Origin of the sequence: Moraxella bovoculi (genome assembly GCF_000988745.2) — a bacterium.
GTDB classification, from domain to species: Bacteria; Pseudomonadota; Gammaproteobacteria; order Pseudomonadales; family Moraxellaceae; genus Moraxella; species Moraxella bovoculi.
Genome location: NZ_CP011381.2, coordinates 738629 through 759885 on the forward strand (window position 1 = coordinate 738629; position 21257 = coordinate 759885).

The 21257-nt window shown below is 47.0% G+C and carries 16 protein-coding genes; 9 read left to right on the forward strand and 7 right to left on the reverse strand.

The genetic code is table 11. From position 1 onward, the window contains the following. Positions 1-105: 105 nt before the first annotated feature. Positions 106-1431 carry an MFS transporter gene (locus AAX10_RS03405; RefSeq protein WP_046699835.1) on the reverse strand — a complete coding sequence of 442 codons (1326 nt, stop codon included), beginning with the start codon at positions 1429-1431 and terminating at the stop codon, positions 106-108. 146 nt (positions 1432-1577) lie between these two features. On the opposite strand from AAX10_RS03405, the gene AAX10_RS03410 reads away from it, so the two are divergent. Together AAX10_RS03410 and AAX10_RS03415 are read left to right on the forward strand one after the other, a co-directional pair. Then, positions 1578-4424: an autotransporter assembly complex protein TamA gene (locus AAX10_RS03410; RefSeq protein ID WP_226997808.1), complete on the forward strand. Its 2847-nt coding sequence runs from the start codon at positions 1578-1580 to the stop codon at positions 4422-4424. A gap of 70 nt (positions 4425-4494) precedes the next feature. Next, on the forward strand, positions 4495-9534 hold the full coding sequence (locus AAX10_RS03415; protein ID WP_046700587.1) for a translocation/assembly module TamB domain-containing protein: 5040 nt from the start codon (positions 4495-4497) through the stop codon (positions 9532-9534). Positions 9535-9698: 164 nt separating this feature from the next. On the opposite strand, the gene hemP is transcribed toward AAX10_RS03415, so the two are convergent. Beyond that, the gene (gene hemP / locus AAX10_RS03420; protein ID WP_080702126.1) at positions 9699-9866 is read right to left on the reverse strand and encodes a hemin uptake protein HemP; all 168 of its coding nucleotides are present in this window, start codon (positions 9864-9866) and stop codon (positions 9699-9701) included. A 275-nt stretch (positions 9867-10141) separates the two neighbouring features. On the opposite strand from hemP, the gene AAX10_RS03425 reads away from it, so the two are divergent. The 7 genes from AAX10_RS03425 to AAX10_RS03455 all read left to right on the forward strand — a co-directional run bounded on the left by AAX10_RS03425 (position 10142) and on the right by AAX10_RS03455 (position 18042). Continuing rightward, positions 10142-11170: an NUDIX domain-containing protein gene (locus AAX10_RS03425; RefSeq protein WP_046700588.1), complete on the forward strand. Its 1029-nt coding sequence runs from the start codon at positions 10142-10144 to the stop codon at positions 11168-11170. 112 nt (positions 11171-11282) lie between these two features. After that, positions 11283-12620, forward strand: a complete 1338-nt coding sequence (locus AAX10_RS03430; protein ID WP_046699836.1) for a glyceraldehyde-3-phosphate dehydrogenase — start codon at positions 11283-11285, stop codon at positions 12618-12620. 215 nt (positions 12621-12835) lie between these two features. Continuing rightward, positions 12836-14050, forward strand: a complete 1215-nt coding sequence (cgtA, locus tag AAX10_RS03435) for an Obg family GTPase CgtA (protein WP_036362047.1) — start codon at positions 12836-12838, stop codon at positions 14048-14050. 25 nt (positions 14051-14075) lie between these two features. After that, complete coding sequence (proB, locus tag AAX10_RS03440; protein ID WP_046699837.1) at positions 14076-15191, forward strand: glutamate 5-kinase; 1116 nt, start codon at positions 14076-14078, stop codon at positions 15189-15191. A 35-nt stretch (positions 15192-15226) separates the two neighbouring features. After that, positions 15227-16294 (forward strand): uroporphyrinogen decarboxylase, encoded by a 1068-nt coding sequence (gene hemE, locus AAX10_RS03445; protein WP_046698019.1) that lies wholly within the window; start codon positions 15227-15229, stop codon positions 16292-16294. A 101-nt stretch (positions 16295-16395) separates the two neighbouring features. Continuing rightward, positions 16396-17217 (forward strand): enoyl-ACP reductase FabI, encoded by an 822-nt coding sequence (locus AAX10_RS03450; RefSeq protein ID WP_036362052.1) that lies wholly within the window; start codon positions 16396-16398, stop codon positions 17215-17217. A 99-nt stretch (positions 17218-17316) separates the two neighbouring features. Beyond that, positions 17317-18042 carry a YoaK family protein gene (locus AAX10_RS03455; protein ID WP_046699838.1) on the forward strand — a complete coding sequence of 242 codons (726 nt, stop codon included), beginning with the start codon at positions 17317-17319 and terminating at the stop codon, positions 18040-18042. A 27-nt stretch (positions 18043-18069) separates the two neighbouring features. Here the strand turns inward: AAX10_RS03455 and AAX10_RS10260 are convergent, their stop codons facing one another. The 5 genes from AAX10_RS10260 to lipB form a co-directional block, all read right to left on the reverse strand. Then, the gene (locus AAX10_RS10260) at positions 18070-18612 is read right to left on the reverse strand and encodes a hypothetical protein (RefSeq protein WP_226997809.1); all 543 of its coding nucleotides are present in this window, start codon (positions 18610-18612) and stop codon (positions 18070-18072) included. Positions 18613-18641: 29 nt separating this feature from the next. Then, positions 18642-19298, reverse strand: coding sequence for a Na/Pi symporter (locus AAX10_RS10265; RefSeq protein ID WP_226997830.1), 657 nt, complete (start codon positions 19296-19298; stop codon positions 18642-18644). Positions 19299-19323: 25 nt separating this feature from the next. Then, positions 19324-19683, reverse strand: coding sequence for a hypothetical protein (locus tag AAX10_RS10270; protein WP_226997810.1), 360 nt, complete (start codon positions 19681-19683; stop codon positions 19324-19326). Between the two features lie 234 nt (positions 19684-19917). Continuing rightward, entirely contained in the window at positions 19918-20448 is a 531-nt protein-coding gene (locus AAX10_RS03465; RefSeq protein WP_046698021.1) for an inorganic diphosphatase, read from the reverse strand. 58 nt (positions 20449-20506) lie between these two features. After that, positions 20507-21247, reverse strand: a complete 741-nt coding sequence (lipB, locus tag AAX10_RS03470) for a lipoyl(octanoyl) transferase LipB (protein WP_046699839.1) — start codon at positions 21245-21247, stop codon at positions 20507-20509. Positions 21248-21257 lie beyond the last annotated feature (10 nt).

Genomic DNA, 21257 nt, shown 5'->3' on the forward strand with positions numbered 1-21257 from the left:
CATAACAGATTTATCTTAATAAGTTCATAAATTTTTCACAGTTTTTGGTGGCAAAATATTGCTTAGTTGTAACTTTAAAATATGATCCACTAAGCAGATCGATACTCATAATGGCAAATCGTTATTACTTGGGGTCATGGTGTTTTGGTATTTTTTAAGTTTCTTGTATAAGAAAATTCCAAAGATGGCATTTAGAACGCCTGTGATCAAAAATAGCTGCGGCAAGCTTAATTTTAACATTGTCAAAATGATGATCGAAAATACCGCTGAGCCTACCATAAAGATGGCGTTAAAGATGTTATTCGCACCAACGACACGCGAACGGTGGCTGATCGGTGCGTAAGCTTGCATGAACGCATACATGGGGACGATGTACACGCCACCGGCAAAGCCCAAAAAGAACAAATCAGCAAACACACGCCAAGTGCCATGCATGTCCATTAGCGCACTGATGCCGTAAGGGGTTCTTGTTGCTTGAATGGCGATGCTTGATAATGACAGATATAGATCGATGGCAAATACGCTAAGACCTAGAATGCCGATGGGTAGCAGTTTTAGGCTGACTTGGTTTTTGGTTAGGGTCTTGCATAGCAGTGAACCCAATGCCGTGCCCACCGAGAACAGCGTGAGCAATAAGATAACCACTGACTCATCGCCATGAAGTATGACTTTGCTAAATTCAGGCGTCTGGGTTAAGAAAGTCGCACCATAAAACCAAAACCAGCTATTACCAATAATCACAAAGAACAGCAAGGGCAAGCTGTACAAATATTTAATAATATCAAAGCTGGTGCTAAAGATGTTCCAATTAATCGCCAAGTCTTTGGCTTGCGGGGTAGTCTTGGGTAGATGTCGTGAGGCGATGTAACCAAGGGTTGCCACAAAGAGTGTCGATACGATGAGCCATAAGGTTGAATGATCAAGCTGCGTTAGCACGCCGGCCGCCATCATACCGGTTAAGATGGCAAGGCTGGTACCGGTTTGGAATAAGCCATTGGCGCCGACCAGCTCATCTTTATGCATGGCTTCTGGCAGATAGCCGTATTTGATGGGCCCAAAAAAAGTCGATTGTGTTCCCATCAGGAATAACGCCACGAACAACAACCAATAAATCTCAAACCAAAACCCAATCGCCGCCAACGCCATGATGCAGATTTCTAGTAGTTTGATGCCTTGGGTGAGTTTGGATTTTTCATATTTGTCCGCAATTTGTCCCGCCAACGCCGAGAATAGGAAGTATGGCAAAATAAACAGCAATGCCGCCAAATTATTCAGCAGGCTAATCTCCATGCCCATCTTGGCAGCCGCGACATAAGTCAAAATTAAAATCAATGCCTGCTTAAAAACGTTATCGTTAAATGCGCCCAAAAACTGCGTAAAAAACATGGCGCTAAAACGGCGATGCTTAAATAGAGAAAATTGCGAAGCCATAGAATAAATGGTTGTTAATATTGATTGGTTTGTTATAATAGCAAGTATTTTTATTTTAAGCTTTAATTTTTAAGAAATTTTTACATCTTTTTGATGTTTATGGCGACAATAAAAAACCACGATTTCAAAATCAAAAGGGCTACATAATGGCGATGGCAAACATCGGACGACCGAGCGTGAACCACATAAAATCTGTGCGTACGGCAGTATCTGTGTCAGTACTGATGGCATTGTCGTCTTATGCGTCGGCACAAGTTGCTGTCCTTGAACAACCAGCCAATCCAAATCAGGGTGCGAATATTAATGGTGTAGCAGTTAGTGCATCAGATGAGCAATTTGGCAGTCAATCCAATGACAAGTCTGTCGCACCGACTCTCATCGATCAAAAAACCATCGAATCTGCACAGCTTGTCGCAGAAGTGCCGCTCTATACACCTGCGCAAATCGAGGCAAGACTACAAGAGGCCAACCAGCAAAACACCCTGATGGCGCGGTCGTCAAATGCCGATCTGATCTCAAGAATTGATCAAGAAAGTACGCCAATGGGGCTTGATGTCACTGCCATCACTAAGATTCCAACGCCTGATACGCTGCAGACGCTAGGCATTAACGAGGAGGGTGATCGCACCGAAGGCATCGACCCAACGGCATACATCCCAGAATATGAATATGTCGAGAGCGATGGCGCTACCGAGGTGGTGGTTGAAGAGGAAGAAATCAAGCGCCCGAATGTCGCCAAACGTCTGTATAATCGACTGTTTAATGACGGCGTAGAAGCAGTAGCGCGAGTGGAGGCTGAGTTTTATCAAAATAATACGCCTATCATCAGCAATACTGAATCGCGTGCCAAAGTCACCAAAATTAACAAGTCTACTTTAAAGCAAGAGCCCTTTGCCAACATCAAGGCTGCACTAGAGGACATCACTGCTGAGAGTATTACAGACTTTAATAGCGCATTGCCGCGACTTCGTCAGACGGCGGATTCGGCAGCGCGTGCGGTAGGTTATTATGATGTAGACATGCAGATTACCAAGGTTGGTGCTGGCAGAGTTAATGTGATTATTAACGACATTGGCGAGCCTGTACGTGTCGCAACTCAAGTGTTTGAAGTGCGCGGAGAGGGTGCTGATAACCCATCTTACCAAAAGGCGATGAACGATGCCAAGCTCAACCAAGATGAGATATTCCATCATGGTAATTACGAAGCGGCGAAATCGAGCGTCCTTGATGTGAGTGCTGAAGAGGGTTATTTTGATGGCAAATGGCTGAATAATTCAGTCGATGTCATCTTGCCTGACGGCGTTGCCGATGTCAGCTTGGTTTATGACAGCGGTAAGCAATATGAATTTGACGAGGTGGTGTTTTTTACCCTTGATGATGAGACGGGTAAGCTGACCACCGATCCTGCCAAATTGCCCGTTAAATCAGAGCTACTAAAAAAACTCGTCACCTTTAATATGGGTGATGCCTATAACCGCACCGCTGCCCGCAATTTAAGTAATAATCTGCTCGCGACGGGATATTTTAATGCGGTGAATACTGAGCTGGTGCTGCCAAGCCCTGTACCTGCTAGTAACGAGGTCGCTTTTGAGAGTGCAGCGAGCAATTCTGACGATGCTGGTGAGATTATCGATCTGGGCGATGGTGTAAGCATGGAAGTGACGCCGATTGAATTTACCACTTCTGAGGTCATTCAAGATAAGCTTGCGCGCGTCACCCAAAAGGCCCAAAGGCTATACAGCATGCCCGATGATCGCCTGTTGGTGACTGACACCCGCAAAAAATCGCGCAGCATTCTAGGGCGCATCAGTGATGCGGTGAGTAGTGTGGCGAGGATGATTTTGCCTGATGAATCGGCGGATGAATTAAACATTCCTGAAGATGTAGAATTGCCAGTGTTGGAAGGACGTAAGTCTCGGCAGGATGTCTATGCTGATAAGAAAGTGCCACTGTATATATTCGTGATGTCAGATAAACCAAGAGATGCGCAGATCGGTATGGGTTGGGGTTCTGACAGCGGTGTGCGACTCATTACCAAATTTGAGCATAATCTCATCAATAAAAGTGGCTACCAAGCAGGTGCAGACGTCCGTTACTCAGAAAATAAAAAAGGTCTAAGCCTATACGCCACGAAGCCAATGAGCCATCCTTTAAATGATAAATTGCGGGCTTTTTTGAGTTATGACGAAGAGAAGATTGGCGGCGCCTTGGGAACCTTTGATCTAAGCACAAGAACGCTGCAACATGGCATCAGCCGCAATATCGTCAGAGAATCGGGCTGGAACAGAAGCTATTCATTGCGTTATCGCTTGGATAAGCTTGGGACGGGCGCACCTGTTGAATCTTGGGAAGATTTGCCGGTACGATTCATTGATGGTAAGCCAACCCAAGAAGCGCTGCTGGCGGGATTTGCGATCAATAAAACAGTTGTGGATAATCCGGTAAATCCGATGCGAGGTTATCGTCAGAATTATTCGCTTGAGGTCGGTGCCAAAGGCGTAATCAGCGATACGAACATGGCGATCTTGCGCGCAGGCGTGGGCGGTGTCTATAGCTTTGGTGATAATGCTTATGGTAAGGATCGCGCCCATCAAGTGATTGGTAGTCTCAATGCTGGCTATCTGTGGTCGGATAATTTTGATGATGTGCCATATAAGCTGCGTTTCTTCGCTGGCGGCGATCAGAGCATTCGCGGCTATAACTATGACAGTTTGTCCCCCATCTCAGATAAAGGCTATTTGACAGGCGGGCAGGCGCTGGCTGTGGCAAGTGGTGAATATAACTACGAGGTACTCAAGGGACTGCGTGTGGCAGCGTTCGCGGATGTGGGTAACGCCTACGATAAAAACTTCAAGAACGACACCAAAATCGGCGCAGGTCTTGGCATTCGATGGGCGTCACCGGTTGGGCAAGTGCGGGTTGATGTGGCGACAGGCGTCAAGGAAGAAGGGCATCCGATTAAGCTGCATTTCTTTATCGGAACGCCATTTTGATGCATGATTGAAAAACCAGGCGTCTTATGGTTTAATGGCGCGTTATTTTGATATTTTTGATGATTTTGATATGACTGACAAATCCAATCACAGCCCTGATGATCATAATGCCCAGCGCGCGCATGGGGCAGATTTGTCCACACCTAAAGAACCCGTCAGCGTGCTAGCACCAAAATCGCCCAAGCCACCAAAAAAACGCAGCTGGCTGGCGTATCTGTTTTATCTTGTTTTAACGCTTCTTGTCGTGCTTGCGTTATTGCTGGTATTGCTATTTTATGCGATGGGCACGCAAGGCGGCACCAAGTTTTTATTAGAAAAAATCGCCTTAGAAACCGGCACACAGCTCAAATACTCAGAAGGGAATCTAAGAGACGGCGTGTGGGTATCAGATGTCAAAATCGCCCAAGGCGAGAACATTGAGATCCAAGTCGATAAGGCGTATGTGCAACTTGGTTGGCGTGCGGTGTTGGCGCGCCAAGTGCATTTAGTCAACAGCCAAATTGATACTTTAAACATCATCAATAAAAAACCACCCACTGGCGAGCCTTTTGATTATGCGACGATCGATTTGCCAGTGACGCTAAAGTTTGATAACACCAGCGCTAAACAGATCATCTATAGCCAAGTCACCAAAAGCCCCATCTATCTGCACGACATCCATGTGCAAGATGGCACTTGGGCTGGCACGAAGATTAAGCTAAATGACGCCAAAATTCGATATGATGATGACGTTGCTGTCAGTCGCATCCATGGCGAAATCAATCTGACAGGCGACTATCCGCTCAATGCGACCGCCGATGTGGAAGTAACCGCTCTCAACAAAGCCTATTTCGGCGTGCTGCATGTCCAAGCATCAGGCACGCTAAAGCGCACATTCGGTACATTAACTTCAAAGTATAACGAACGCGACATTCAGGGCGAATTTATCGCACAAGGATTGGATGAAAATTCACCGTTTAGCGCAAGGCTCAATTTCGATGAAGTGGTGCTACCCTATGCCGCCGAGCAGAACATCACCCTAAAAGACGGTACCATTACCGCTGATGGCGTGGTGAGTAATATCGAACTTCGTATTAACACAGACCTTATCGCCAAAGACATCCCTTCTGGCAGATATCGCGGTCGTGGGGTGGTACGCGATGGCGGCATGGACATTCCGTATTTGCGTGCGGACACGCCAAGCGGTGCCTTGACCGCCAAAGGCCGCATGGAGTGGTCGGATGAATTTGAGCTGCATGCGACATTAAGCGGTAATGGCTATAAAGTTCGTGAAGTCTTGCCGATTGAGTATCAAGATTACCAAGCATACTTGCCTAAGACATTAACGGGCGATCTGGGCGTCAATTATTATTATCTAGACGATGACAATCACACGCGCTTTGAATTTGACCTGAACCAAAAAGACGGCGAAGAGATCCGCGCAACGCTGTCGCAATCACAGGATAATCCTAACTCGCCTTGGCTGATTCATGCTGATTGGCGCAATATTATTCGTGCTAATGTTCCGAATATAGATAATATTCATTCCACTCACGGCACGGCTGACATTCGCCTAGAAGAGGGGCGCACCTACATCGATGCACGCGGTCACATTAAGCAGCTGTCTGTTGCACCGCAAGGTGATTATGTCGTGCAAGCGAACATCGAAAAAGGCGAGCGCATTCATCTAACTGACTTTAAATATGATGGCTTACTGGGCGATCTGTCGGGTGTGGGGCGCATTGATTTGGCAACTGCTCAAAAACCTTTGGCGTGGCAATTTGACCTGACGACCAATAGGTTCATTCCCAATGCGTATTTTGACACACCTGACAAAACCCCATTTCAGGCGATCTCAGGGCATGTTACTGCCATGGGTAGAATGCGCAGCGATCGTTCAAATCGCAAGCTAAACATTCACGACATCGACCTAAAACACACCGACCTGACAGCGACATTAGCGAATAACGAGACAGTATCTATCAAAGGCTTGGGCAATGCGCAAGTGCGCTTGATGGGTAGTGATGTGAAATATTTTGATGCCAAATTCGACGGTGATGTCAATCAGAGCATGCTGCCACAAGTAGGGCTCGCCAAGGTGGATATCGAAGCGTCAGGTAATCTGAACCTGATGACGATCAGTCGCTTGAATGTGGACACGACTTCTGGCAAGGCATCGGCGACTGGCAAGATTGATTTGACCCAAGGCATTGGATGGGATGTGCGCGCTCGTCTTGATGAGATTGATACGAAGAATTTCGTCGGGGATAACGCCAACCTCATTGCTGTGATTACGGGCGACTTGGTCACCAAAGGTCGCTATGACAATCAAAAACTATCAGATGTGACGGCGCAATTTGATGGCGAAGTTATCCATGATAAGCTGCCAAAAGGCGCATTGTCTTTTGATGTGGCAGGTCAAGGTGAGCGGTATGATGTGCGTTCATTTGACTACAAGGGCGATGCTGGAGGACTTCACGCAAACGGCTTTATAGACATCTCACAAGGCTATACATGGGATGCGTCTACCACCATGAACCGCTTTAATGTCGGTGCTTTTGTGCAGGATGTGCCAAGCGACTTGACGGGCGGTTTTAGAGTGCGCGGGGATTGGCGCAAGCAGTCTCAGGCGGTAAATATAGATCAGCTGGATCTTAAAGGCACGCTTCGTGGTCAGTCATTTAGTGCAGAAGGTTCGCTGATTGCAGATTTGGCATTACCAAGCGATTTGAAAGCCTACATGAGTCAAATCACTACTCAAGCCCCGACCAATGTCGATGAATTGCTGGCTCTGCGTGGACAAATTGACAATAGCGCCCGCCAAACTCAAAGCATCATCAAAAAGCTTAGTGCTGATAATTTAAACATCCGCTTAGGCGATAATGCCTTAGCGATTAATGGCGATAAATCAGAGCTGACCACCAGTGTGTCCATCACAGACCTAAGTCAAATCCTGCCAAATGCGCAAGGCGCGATTAAAGGCGGCGTGATCTTGATGGATGATGGTAATTCGCTGCCGACATTGTATGTGGATGTGGCAGCCGGTGGTGTTCGTACGGCTGATTTTGTCGCTCAGGAGGCGCGCGCCCTTGGTAAGATTGTCAATCTTGGCAATTCAGACAGTCAGCTGCTTGTTGATGTCAAAGACATCATCGCTCTGGGTCGTGTGATCCGTTCAGCGCGTTTGGACTTCCGTGGTACAGAACAAAGCCATATCATGACCATCAACACGCAATCGCCTGATAATGGGGTGAATGCCAAGGTCGAGGGTGGTCTTGATCGGGCCAATGGTCGCTATCGTGGCATCCTTAGTGATGGCGCACTGCAGAGCAAGTTCGGCCTGCTTGCCCAGCGTCAGCCGACAGAGTTTAGTTACGGCATTGGTGATAATAGCATTGCTTTGGCGGCGCATTGTTGGACAGCGACAGGGGTGGATAATGCTGAACAAGGGTCGCTTTGTCTACAAGACACCTTGCGCTATTCGGCTAATGGCGGTAACGTTAATTTGGGCGTTCAGAACCTAGACACGTCGGTATTCTCGGCGGTGTTACCTGATGACATTCATTGGCAATCTACCTTAAATGGCAGGGTGCAGGCGAATTGGCAGCAGGGCACGAACCCTACTGTTAATGCGGTGCTGTATTCGGATAATGGTCGCGTGGGATTGGATCAAGACGGCGCCTATGTTGAGATGCCTTATGAGCGTGTCTCTGTCATCGCCCAAAGCGTTACCGAGGGGCTAAAACTACGCGCAGACATCGCAGGTTCAGCAGCGCGTGGTTATGCTGATGTGGTAATCGATGCATTTCAGGAGAATCAAAAGCCAATCTCAGGCGCATTGTTAATTAATGACATTAATCTTGCGGTATTAAGACCGTTTTTCCCGAATTTCCAAACCCTAACAGGTACGGCTAATATCGCAGGTGGTCTGGGCGGCACATTAAGCCAACCGCTGTTTTATGGTAATGCCAACCTAAGTAATGGCGTTCTTGCGGTGGCAGGCGTGCCGATTAACCTAAGTAACATTAATGCTAACGCTCAGATTCGTGGCACAAATGCTGTCTTGACGGGTGATTTTACCGCAGGTCAGGGCGATGGCGAGCTGTCGGGCGAGCTTGATTGGTCTCAGACGTTGCAGGCGCGCCTTCGCATCTTTGGTGAGGATTTGGACGTGAGTCAGCCGCCACTAGTAACGGCCAAGATGACGCCTGATATTGAAGTGATTGTTCGTCCTTTCGAAAAATATATTGACATCCAAGGCGTCATCTCTGTACCAAGCGCCATTATTCGCCCACCTGAAGCGACGGCAGACATCGTGAGTGAGTCTGAAGATGTTGCGGTGTTGGATCGCCGTGCTGCAGGCAACATCGAGCAAGTATTGGCGGTAACCGCGCCTTGGAGTATTAATGCAGACATCGGTCTTGACTTGGGTGATGACGTGACTTTCCGCGGATTGGGTGCACGCTTACCATTGGCTGGCGCTCTTCATATCACGCAGGCCGATCAAGGAGTGATGCGAGGATTGGGCGTGGTACAGGTATCAGAGCGTACTACCATTGATGGCATTGGGCAGAATCTTGAGCTGAATTATGCGCAGGTTCGCTTTAATGGCGATATTATGAATCCTAGATTGTCCATCGAAGCAGAAAAAGAAATCGAGGGTCGGACGGTCGGTGTGCGCATCAAGGGCACAGCCAATAATCCTGACATTACTGTATTTAATGATGCAGGCTTAACAGAGCAGCAGGCGATGAACGCCATTGTGACAGGGCGTATCACCGAGTCGGCTGATAGTCAGATTTCAGAACAAAGATTCCGCTCGCAGGTCACCAATAACCTCGCTGCTGCAGGCTTGAATCTAGGCTTATCGGGCACTCGTAATATCACCAATCAGATCGGTCAGGCATTTGGTTTGGAGGGGCTTACCATCGATGCATCGGGCAATTCTGATGATACGAGCGTGATTGTGACGGGATATATCAGCCCTGATCTATACATCCGCTATGGCGTTGGTCTGTTCAATGCCGAATCTGAGCTGTCCATGCGCTACCAGCTGACGCGACGGATTTATATTGAAGCGGCTAGCGCGGCAGAGAATACTGTCGATATGATTTATCGATGGAAGTTTTAATACAAGATAATCACACGGATTGACTTAAGCCGAAAACCAATAACACCGCGGATTTTGCGGTGTTATTGGTTTGGAGAAATGCTTTTACTGTTCTTTGGATCCATTGCAACAAATGACTGTGCAGCGGATCATTATCTATCATTAAGTGTTAAACGATCACTGTATTATTTGGTTAAAATCAGGCGATTGTTACGTGTCAAGCGCAGACGATATTCCTCACCTTGATGCTCAATGCGCACTTCCTTGGTCAGCGCGAACAGATTCTGAGAGTGCAGGGTTGGAAGTCGAGTGGTTTCGCGGTTACTGAAGTAGCGAGCGATTGTCGTAGTCATGGCGATTTTCCTTTTGGTTGGTGGGTTGCGGGTTTTTTCCCGAGCCACTTTTGGCTTAAACTGTGGACATAAAGCGCTTGATTAATTAAAATTAAATACTTAAACAGCGCAAAATGATAATTCATATAAGTTGTTTTAAACTTGCATCTGTTATTTATTTTTAAATAACAACAATTATCATTTGTGCTCATAATAGCAAATTTTTCGAAGATTGCAAATACTAATTGCAAAATTTGAGAATTTTCATCATATTTCTGACAAACGGTATAAAAATAATGACAAACGGTAATTTTAAAGTTAATCTGGATCTAGATTCAAAAAAAACCACTCATGTTGCAGTGGCTGTATTTAGGTATGGTGATGAATTTTTGCTTGCTAGGCGACATACACATCAGCATCAGGGCGGGAAATTGGAATTCGTCGGGGGAAAAATAGAGCAATCCGAATCACCGATATCTGCTCTGATTCGAGAAGTTGATGAAGAGTTGGGCTTGGATATTCATGGGAATGTCATCACAAAGATGGGTCGCATTTGGCATGATTATGGTGATAAGGTGGTATGTCTGCACGTATATCAAGTGTTATTAACAGATGATCAATACATAGACTTTCGTGATCGGAAGTTGGGCTGCGATGGGCAGGAGATTGGATTCTTCAAAAGAGAGGATATTCTTAGCCAAGAGCAGAATTTCCCTGCGGCGAATGCTGCTATTTTAGCTTGGCTGACGTTGCCAGATACCATCACCATCAGTCATGAGTTGAGATATTTTAATAATAAAACCGGCTGGTTGGATTGTTACAAGAATCTGCCAAAAAATAGTACGCTTCTTGTACGAACTAAAGACTCTGATAACGAGGATTTGCTAAGGCTGTTGATAGCGGCGCGTACGGATTTAAGATTGGTTTTGTCGTTAGAAGATTGGCGGAAGGTCAAGGATGGTCAGAATCTTAGCCTCAATCAAATAATAGCCATTCGATTGACTCATCATGAACTGATGAATATTAATTTATCTGAATTGAATTTGCCGCATCCGCCCATCATTGCCAGCTGCCATGACATAAACAGCCTGATAAAGGCTAACGAATTGGCGAAACTACACCCTGTTATGGCGTTGCTATTATCGCCAGTCAAGCCAACTGCCACGCATCCTGATGCATCTGCATTAGGCTGGAAGGTTTTTGAGGAGCTGGCTGAAGTGTCGGACGTGCCTGTGATTGGTCTTGGCGGGTTAAGCCCTGATGACTTGTCAGATGCACATGATCACGGCGCGGTTGCGGTTGCGGGGATCAGAGAATTTTTATAAAAAATAGCCATATTTTAAGATAAAATAAACCTTGTTAAAACACCCAAATTCATTTAAAATTCAGGTGTTTTGTTATAACTAATATTCCATTCATTTATAAAAGGATATTGCCATGAGCATCTATCAAGACCATCTAACCAAGCGCCAAAACCAAGAAACCCAAGCGACTGAGTTACTCGTCGCCCTCGCCAAACTTGCCAGTCAAAACGCAAATGTCCTGTTTTTTGGTGAGCGTGTGGCTCTGTCGGTATCGGACATCTTGGCAAAACACGCCAAAGCAGGTCTTGACGTGGCGGATACTCTTGCCCTAGCCAAAGACATCACAGCGATTAACACCACTGTTGATTTGGGACAAGCGGTTAAAGCAGGCAAAAAAGCCAGCGATTTTGCAAGCGGTGCAGAGGTATCTGCCACGGACGTGGTGCTATATGGCTTTGGGCGTATTGGACGCATCTTGGCACGTCTACTTATGAGTCGTCCTGCCTCTGATAAGGGCTTGCAACTAAAAGCCATCGTGGTACGTCCTGCTGGTGATGGCGACCTTGATAAGCGTGGCTCACTACTAGAACGTGATAGTGTGCATGGCTGGTTTGATGGCTCGGTGGAGATTGACAACGCCAATAGCGGTATCATCGTAAACGGTCGCTTTATCAAATTCATCTACGCATCTGACCCTAGTGAGATTGACTACACTGTCCACGGCATTGGCAACGCCATAGTGATTGACAATACTGGCAAATGGAAAGATGAAGCAGGGCTTGGTAAGCACCTAGCAAGCAAAGGCGTAAAAAAAGTGCTACTGACCGCCCCTGCTAAAGGCGATATCAAAAACGTGGTCTATGGCGTAAACCATGATACCATCGGGGGCGACACCATCGTATCGGCAGCGTCTTGCACCACCAACGCCATCACGCCAACGCTAAAAGTGTTACACGACACTTATGGCATCGTAAACGGACATATGGAAACGGTTCACGCTTTCACCAATGACCAAAACTTGGTGGACAACCACCACAAATCCGACCGCCGTGGTCGTGCCGCCCCCTTGAACATGGTCATGACTTCAACGGGAGCTGCGTCTGCCGTATCCAAAGCCATTCCAGAACTCAAAGGCAAACTCACAGGCAATGCCATTCGTGTGCCAACGCCCAATGTGTCTTTGGCGATTTTAAACCTAAACTTTGACAAAGCGGTTGGTTCTGCTGATGAGCTAAACGCTTTTATCAAAGACAAGTCAGAAAGTATTGAGTGGCAAGAGCAAATTGACTACTCAGACAGCCCTGAGGCGGTATCTACTGATTTTGTGGGCTCTGAAAAAGTGGCGATTTTTGATGCCAAAGCCACCATCGCCACCGACAACCGTGCAACCCTTTATGTATGGTATGACAACGAGATGGGATACAGCACTCAGGTTATCCGTGTAGCGGAAGTCATGGCAAATAATGGCTAATTGCCAATCTGCCATCAAAAAACACGCTCAACATTTGGGCGTGTTTTTTTTATTTCGCCAAATTGGTCAAATATGGCGATTGTTGTCTTTGGTCGCATGATTACAGTTGAAGCCATTCGATAACTTTAATTATGCACATAAACCGACTAAATTCCAATCAGCAAGAGAAATGTGATAGAATACAGGATAATTTTATTTGAAAAAAGAGTTTAATAATGCGTTTTATTGATGAAGCTGTAATCAGCGTAAAAGCGGGCGATGGCGGTAATGGTATCGTAAGCTTTCGCCGTGAAAAATTCGTCCCAAAAGGTGGGCCAGACGGCGGAGACGGTGGCAAGGGTGGTGATGTTTATGTGATTGCCGATGACAACACCAACACGCTTGTGGACTTTCGCTATACCCGTAAATTTGAAGCCAAACGAGGCGAAAACGGTCGCTCAAAAAACTGCTCAGGCAAAGGGGCGGACGATGTCTATCTAAAAGTGCCTGTGGGGACGACCATTATTGATACCGACCTTGATGTGGTGATTGGCGATTTGACCGAAGTGGGGCAAGTTGTGTTGGTTGCCAAAGGCGGAGACGGTGGGTTTGGTAATACTCGCTTCAAGACTTCTACCAACCAAGCTCCCCGTAAAGCAATCCCTGGTTTTGCTGGCGAAGCCAAAAATTTAAAATTAGAATTAAAAGTCGTGGCGGACGTGGGGCTGATTGGCTTGCCGAATGCAGGTAAATCCACCTTTATCCGTCAAGTGTCGTCCGCTCGCCCAAAAGTGGCGGATTATCCCTTTACCACGCTTGTGCCGAACCTAGGCGTGGTGGACGTGGGAACGCACCAGTCGTTTGTGATGGCGGACATTCCAGGGCTTATCGAGGGTGCGTCAGATGGGGCAGGGCTTGGCATTCGCTTTTTAAAGCACGTTGCCCGTACTCGCAGATTACTTCATATCGTGGACGTAAAGCCCATTGATGAGTCAAATCCTGTGGACAATGCACGGATTATCCTAAATGAGCTTGAAAAATTCTCTGCTGAATTGTCCAAATTGCCCCAAATTTTGGTATTAAACAAAATTGACCAATTAGAAGATGATGAGATTGATGAAGTTTGTAATAATATCGTCAAAGAGCTAGACTGGCAAGGCGAGGTGTTTCGCACGTCTACCATTAGCGGACAAGGCGTGGATGAGATTAAATATCATCTGATGAACGAAATTGAAGAAGAGCAAGAGCGTGAAGCAGACGATGAAGAGTTTGCCAAAGCCCAAGCCGAGCGATTTGCCCGTCTAGAAGAAGAAGTTCGCCATAACACTGAAATCCAAAAAGAGGCCTACCGCGCCCGCCGTAAAGCCGAGCGTGAGGGCGTATCGGACGATGACGATGATGATTGGAATGATGATGACTACGATGTGGCGGTGGAATACGCGCCATACTGATGATGAGCTGATACAAGGAAATAGTATGGATGATTCGCCAAAACGTATCGTGGTAAAAATCGGCTCATCGCTTTTGACCAACAACGGTCGGGGGCTTGACCGAACCGCCATTTATGAATGGGCAAGACAAATCGCCATGTTGCATGCTCGTGGGGTTGAAGTGGTGTTGGTGTCGAGTGGGGCGATTGCCGAAGGGGTGGTTCGTATGAACTTGCCCGAACGTCCAAAAAAGCTCCCTGCTTTGCAAGCCTGTGCATCCATTGGACAAATGGGGCTGATTGAGACATGGTGGCAAGCATTAATCCAAAAAGGTGTGCAGTCATCACAAATTCTACTTACTCATGACGATCTAGCCCACCGCTCACGCTATCTTAACATCAGCCAAACGCTCAATCAGCTCATTGATTGGCGAGTGGTGCCTGTGGTCAATGAAAACGACACGGTGAGCTTTGGCGAGATTAAATTTGGCGACAATGACACGCTGGGGGCGATGAGTGCCACGCTGGTGGGTGCTGATTTGTACATCATCCTAACCGACCAAGACGGCGTATTTACCGACAACCCACGCACCAATCCCAATGCCAAGCTCATCACCAGCGAGCGAGCCATGGCAGATTATCTGTTCGATGTCGCGGGCGATGGCGGTAAATGGGGATCGGGTGGTATGCTCACCAAAATCCGTGCAGGGCGCTTGGCGGCAATGGCGAACTGCCCGACCATCATCGCTAATGGTAAAGTTGAGAACATCATTACTCGTCTGGCGGATGGCGAGGCGATAGGCACACGATTGACAACCGACCATGCTGACCGCCTTATCGCCAAAAAGCAATGGCTTGCCACGCACATTCGTACGGCAGGCACACTCGTTATCGACGATGGCGCGGTTAAAGCGCTCACCGAGCAGCACAAATCACTACTGCCTGTGGGTGTGATAGAGGTTCAAGGTGATTTTGATATGGGCGATGTGGTTGAGATTGTGAACGCACAAAAGGTGCGATTGGCGGTGGGGCAAGTCGGATTTGATAGCCATCAGGCCAAACAAATCACCCAAAAACACACCGATGAAGTCCTACAAATTTTAAAATTAAACGAGAATGACAAAATCATCATGGTGCACCGTGATGACATGGCAGTTCTGTAATTTTGTTAATAACTTATTAAGCATTGGAAAAGATCATGACTCAAAATTTCCCAGCATTAAAGAATGACCGTCTACTGCGCGCCTTGCGTTTTGAGCCTGTGGATACGACGCCTGTGTGGATGATGCGACAAGCGGGGCGTTATTTACCAGAATATAAAGCGACCCGCGCCGAGGCTGGTGATTTTTTGAGCCTATGTAAAGATACGGCTCGCGCTACTGAAGTTACTTTGCAGCCGTTGCGTCGATTTGAGCTTGATGCGGCGATTTTGTTCAGTGACATTCTGACGGTGCCTGATGCCTTGGATTTGGGATTGTATTTTGAGACAGGCGAGGGTCCAAAATTTCAAAGAACCGTCCGCACAGAATCACAGATTGCTAATCTGCCCAAGCTCAACATGAACGACCTATCTTATGTGACCGATGCGGTAACGAGCATCCGTCATGCGTTGGGCGGTCAGGTGCCACTGTTTGGGTTTAGTGGCAGTCCGTGGACGCTGGCAACTTATATGATTGAGGGTGGTTCAAGCCGTGAGTATCGCCACGCCAAGGAGATGATGTACGCACGCCCTGAGCTGCTGCATGCACTGCTTGCCAAAATTACTGAAGCGGTGACAGAATATCTGAATGCCCAGATTGTCGCAGGTGCGAACCTTGTGCAGATTTTTGACAGTTGGGGTGGAGCATTGGGTCATCGCCAGTTCGCTGAATTTAGCCATGCCTATAACCGTCAAATCATCGCTAGTCTTAAAGCTAAACATCCTGATGTACCCGTGGTGATGTTCACTAAAGGTGGCGGTCTATGGGTGGACACTCAAGCTGACAGTCAGGCAGATGCGCTGGGCTTTGACTGGACAATGCCACTAGATAAAGCCCGAGCGGCATTGGGTAGGGATAAAGCAATTCAGGGCAACCTGGATCCCGCCACCCTATACGGCACGTCTGACAATATACGCCAAGCTGTCAAGCAAATGCTGGGCGATGTCTATGGCGGCGGTATCCACACCGGTTATGTGGCAAACTTTGGACATGGCATCACGCAGTGGGCGAATCCTGATCATGCCAAGATTTTCGTTGATGCGGTGCATGAATTTAAATTGGGATAAACCATCGATAAGCTAAAAGTTTACAGATGTACTATTTTTTAGCTATTTTTAAAAAATCATGCTATAATTTGGCAAATTCATCCATGTGTTAAGGATTTTTTATGTTGTTAAAAGGCCAGCGTTTTGTGGTAACGGGCATCGCCAGTAAGCTTTCTATCGCTTGGGCGATCGCTGAGAGTTTGCATCGTGAAGGTGCTGAGCTGATCTTGACCTACCCAAATGACAAAATCAAAAAACGTGTTGACATGGCGGCAGAAGCCTTCGGTGCAACTGCGGTAATCGAGTGTGACGTAGGTTCTGATGCATCTATCGAAGCATGTTTTAATGAGATTAATCAGCTTTGGGGTCAGGGCGAAGATAGGGGTGTGAATGGCATCGTGCATGCGATTGGTTTTGCTCCTGCTGATCAGCTGGATGGTGATTTTACCAATGCTACCACGCGTGAAGGCTCTAGCATTGCGCACGACATCTCAAGCTATAGCTTTGTGGCACTTGCCAAAGCGGGTCGTGAACTACTGGCTGCACGCCAAGGTTCGCTACTAACCCTAACTTATGAAGGTAGCATCTCTGTACTACCAAACTATAACGTCATGGGCATGGCGAAGGCAAGTTTGGAGGCGTCTGTGCGCTATCTAGCAAGCTCATTGGGTGGTGAGGGCATCCGTGTGAACGCCATCAGTGCAGGTCCGATTCGCACATTGGCAGCCAGCGGCATCAAATCATTCCGTCGCATGCTAGACGTGAGCGAAAAAATCGCTCCGCTACAGCGCAACGTCAGCCAAGAAGAAGTGGGTAATGCCGCACTATTCTTACTGTCTCCTTGGGCGAGCGGTGTGACAGGTGAGATTTTATTCGTGGATGCGGGCTTTAATACCGTCGCCATCAGCGAACAAATCATGGTAATGGCAGGAGATGACGAATAACATTGTCTAAGTCATTCTAGGCGCAGAACCCATCATGGTTTTGCGCTTTTATTTTTGGCAAAAGATGATTAAAATAAGAATTTTTGCTGCTTTGTTATCATGATTGATAAACTTCCGACATGGGTGCTGTGCGGCGCGGTGGTGCTCGCTTTTTGTGCTGGCGTGCTGAACACCACAGCTCTCATGGGTTTTACACACGTCTCAGCCTCTCATGTGACTGGCAACGTCAGCTTGCTGTCAGTGACGATATTGGCAGGCGACTGGGCGAACATGAAGCTGTTTTTGATATCTATTGCGTCTTTTTGGATGGGGTCGGTATTAAGCGGTGTGATTATTGGCGGCAGTGAGTTGAATATTCATCGCAACTATGGCTATGCGATGTATCTGGAAGCGGTGCTACTTGTGGCAAGCCTGCTACTGTACATGAATGATAGCTATTTTGGCCAGATGATGATTGCGATGGCATGCGGCCTACAAAACTCCATGGTGGCAACCTATCACGGCGCAGTGGTGCGGACGACACACTTGACGGGTACGACATCTGACTTAGGTTCCATCGTGGGTAATTGGCTTGTTGGTCGCCGAGTTAAGCTATCACGCGTTTTACTGTTAAGTGCGCTGTGGTGGGGCTTCTTTATTGGCGGCTTCGTGGCAGTGATGATGTACCGAGCCTTTGGTTACTTATCCATGCTGCTGCCCGTCAGCATTACCTTGTTCGCGGCGATCAGTTATCAACGCATGGAAGTGTGGTTTAAAAGTTCTGAGCGTCTCATTCGATTACAAGTCATTAAAAACAAAAGAAAAAAACGCACCAAATCCCTATAACAGCTCATTATCAGCATATTCATCCGCCTATAGAATCTCATCAAGTCCTGATGCGATGCGCTGGACATAATTGATGTCATTAAGCAGTGATGATGCCTGAACACCGATGAGTTTGCCTTGCCGTACCCGTTCAAAAATCATCTCGTAAAAATCTGACTCCTGCTCCGTGCGTTCAGTAAAGTTTTTGATGGCAGCAGGGCGACTCTCGTCATCTCTAGGCAGTTCGTAGTGATGCAAAAAATCAATCAGCATCTCAAATACACGCTGTCGTAATGCCAGATAATCAGCATAGACAGTGCTGTCTGGCTTGGATAGGAATTTATGCATATTCTTCTGTAGGTGCTTACTGGCCTTGATGATCTTGATGACATAGAACGCACGCAGGTGCATGCGGCTCATTTCATCGCGCAGCTTTGGGTTGTTCTCGATGTCAATTTTTCCCAAAAAATCAACAATCGCACCGTGCAAGGGTTTGATTTGCCAGCGATAGAGGGTTTTTACGTCTTTTTCGAGTGGCTCGGTCGGTGCGGTCAGATGTATGGTATTTCGACACAGTGCGTCTGGCGGCATGTACACCGCATGACGCACCAGCTTAATGCTTAGCTTGGTATAAGCCGTTGAATCTCTTGATTAGAGGTGTGCAGGGCGGTATCAGTGGCGCGCAGCATGTTGTCTGCAAGATACCTCCGCTCAAGCGGCGTACGTGTGTCAGACAGACTGTGGTCTTGAGCCTCTTCGGGTAGAGCACGAACCAGGCGATTGGCAAATTTCTCCTTATATCGCCAAAACGCCAAGCAGGTTAAATATCGTATGAAATAAAGCCAGCTAAACAGATTAGATAAATTCATTATCTTCGCCAAAAAGGCAACACCATAGGTTGATGGTAGCCACAATAGCAGCAAGATTAAGACGGTAACTGCATTAAAAATCAAATGGGCTAACGCCAATGTTTGTTCGTTTCTGTCGCTGCCAAGCATCCCGACCAGTGCGGTTGCACTAGAGCCTAGGTTTGAGCCGATGGCGATGGCAAAGCCTTGCGCAATGCTGATCTGACCTGCTGCCAATGCTGATAATATTAGGATTGGTGTGGCGTGTGAAGATTGTAGAACGCATGTCAATAAGAAACCCACCACCACGAAAATCAGCACCTCGGCAAAACCATGAACATTGATCTCGCTAAACGAAATGTCATTGGCGCTAGAAAAGCCATCTTTGGTGGCGTCAATTCCTAAGAATATGAGCGAGATACCAATGATGGCTTGCCCAAACGGCTTTAATCACTTATCCAAAAGGCCCATCAATACGCCAAACACCAGCATCGGTAGGGCAAAGGCGTTGAGGCTTAGACTCTGCCCAGCGAAGGCAAGCAGCCAAATACCGCTCGTCGCACCGAGGTTCATACCAAAAAATAATCGACAAGCCAACCGCAAGACCAATCATGCCACTGCTCAAAAAAGTAATGGTTAGTAATGATACGAGGATGCTTGATTGTAAAATAAAGGTTGTGCTCATGCCAAAGACAAAGCCTTTGATCGGGCTTTGGGTGGATTTTGCCATGAGTCGCTCAAGGGTGCCGCCAGTTGTCTGTTGTAAGCCCAGCTCAATGCACTGCATCCCAAACAAAAACAGCCGCCAAGCCATAGCATAGTGTCAGCCACGCCTCGCTAAACCCGAACGAATAACCTAAAAACGCCAAGACTGACACGATCATCGCGTGGCGAATGTATTTGTTTTACCAAAGCTTAGCAAGTAATCCTAAGACGGTTGGTTTTTGAGTGGACGTAATCATACTTCAAAGGCTATCCACTTATTGTATAAAAAACCCATAAAAAAACAAGGATCATTGCCCTTGTTTTTTTGATAATCTGCCAAAGATTATTTTTCAGTCCAACGTTTTTGACTTTCGACGATGATTTTCTTGGCTTCGGCAGCATCGAAGAATCCTTCAACTTTGGTGGTGCCAGCTTTTTTAAGGTCTTTGTAGTGATTGAAGTGGAATTCTAGCTGTTTGATGAATTGCGCAGGTAGGTCTTCGATGCTGTTATAAGCATTGCCATTGTTGCGATCATCAGCTGGTACGACGATGACTTTATCGTCCACTTCGCCATCATCAACAAACTTCATCACGCCAAGCACTTTGGCTTTTAGGAAGATGCCCGTTGGCAGAGGTTGTTCGGTGAAGATCAGCGCATCTAGCTCATCGCCATCTTCGTCTAGGGTTTGTGGAATGAAGCCGTAGTTGCAAGGCTTGGCAAATGCAATCGGTTCAACACGGTCAAGCTCGAAGCAAGCCAATTCTCGGTTCCATTCGATTTTGTGGTTAGATCCCGCTGGGATCTCAACGACCACGTTGATAACGCCGCCATCAACATCGCCTGCGTCTAGAATTTGGTTAAAGTCTGCCATGATGCACTCCAATAATATGAATGAATAAATAAGAATGAAAAACCTTGCTATTGTAATATCAAATGGCGCGAAGTGCAATTGCTCCTTTATGCCGCTTTTGAATATTTTTGATGAATTCGCGCATAAATTCTGGCGTGTCATTAGCATCAAACTTGCCAAAGCTTGCCAATTTCACCATACTCATGCCAGCATAACCGCAAGGGTTGATGGCATTAAAAGCTGATAAGTCATTGGTCAGATTAATTGCAATGCCGTGATAGCTGTGACCTTGCTTGATTTTAAAGCCCAGTGAGGCGATTTTACCAAGCATGTCATTGGTCCGGTTATAGATGTAGACCCCAGGCGCATCACGGCGGGCGCGTGCGATGAGCTCATCAGGTAGGTATTTGTTTACCACGTCTTCGATCGCTTGCTCGGCATGACTGACCAAGTCTCGCACGCCCATGCCAAGCGCGTGCAAATCCCACAGCCAATATACCACAAGCTGACCTGTGCCGTGCCAAGTGACTTGTCCGCCTCGGTCGGTCTTGATGATGGGTGTGTCAGTCTTATATAGGATGTGTTCTTCTTTGCCTGCTTGACCTAGCGTATACACGTCTTGATGTTCAACGATCCACAATTCATCAGCGGTCTGACTGCCATTTTTTTTGGCATTGATGCGAGCTAGGGTGCGTTCTAGCATGGCGTCGTGCGTGGCATTGTATTCGGCATCTGGATGGGTAGAGATGGTTAGAGTATCAGATTGTAATTCTTGGGTGCTAAAGCTAGGCAAGCCCAAAGAGATGGCTGAGGTATTCATAGTTTAATTG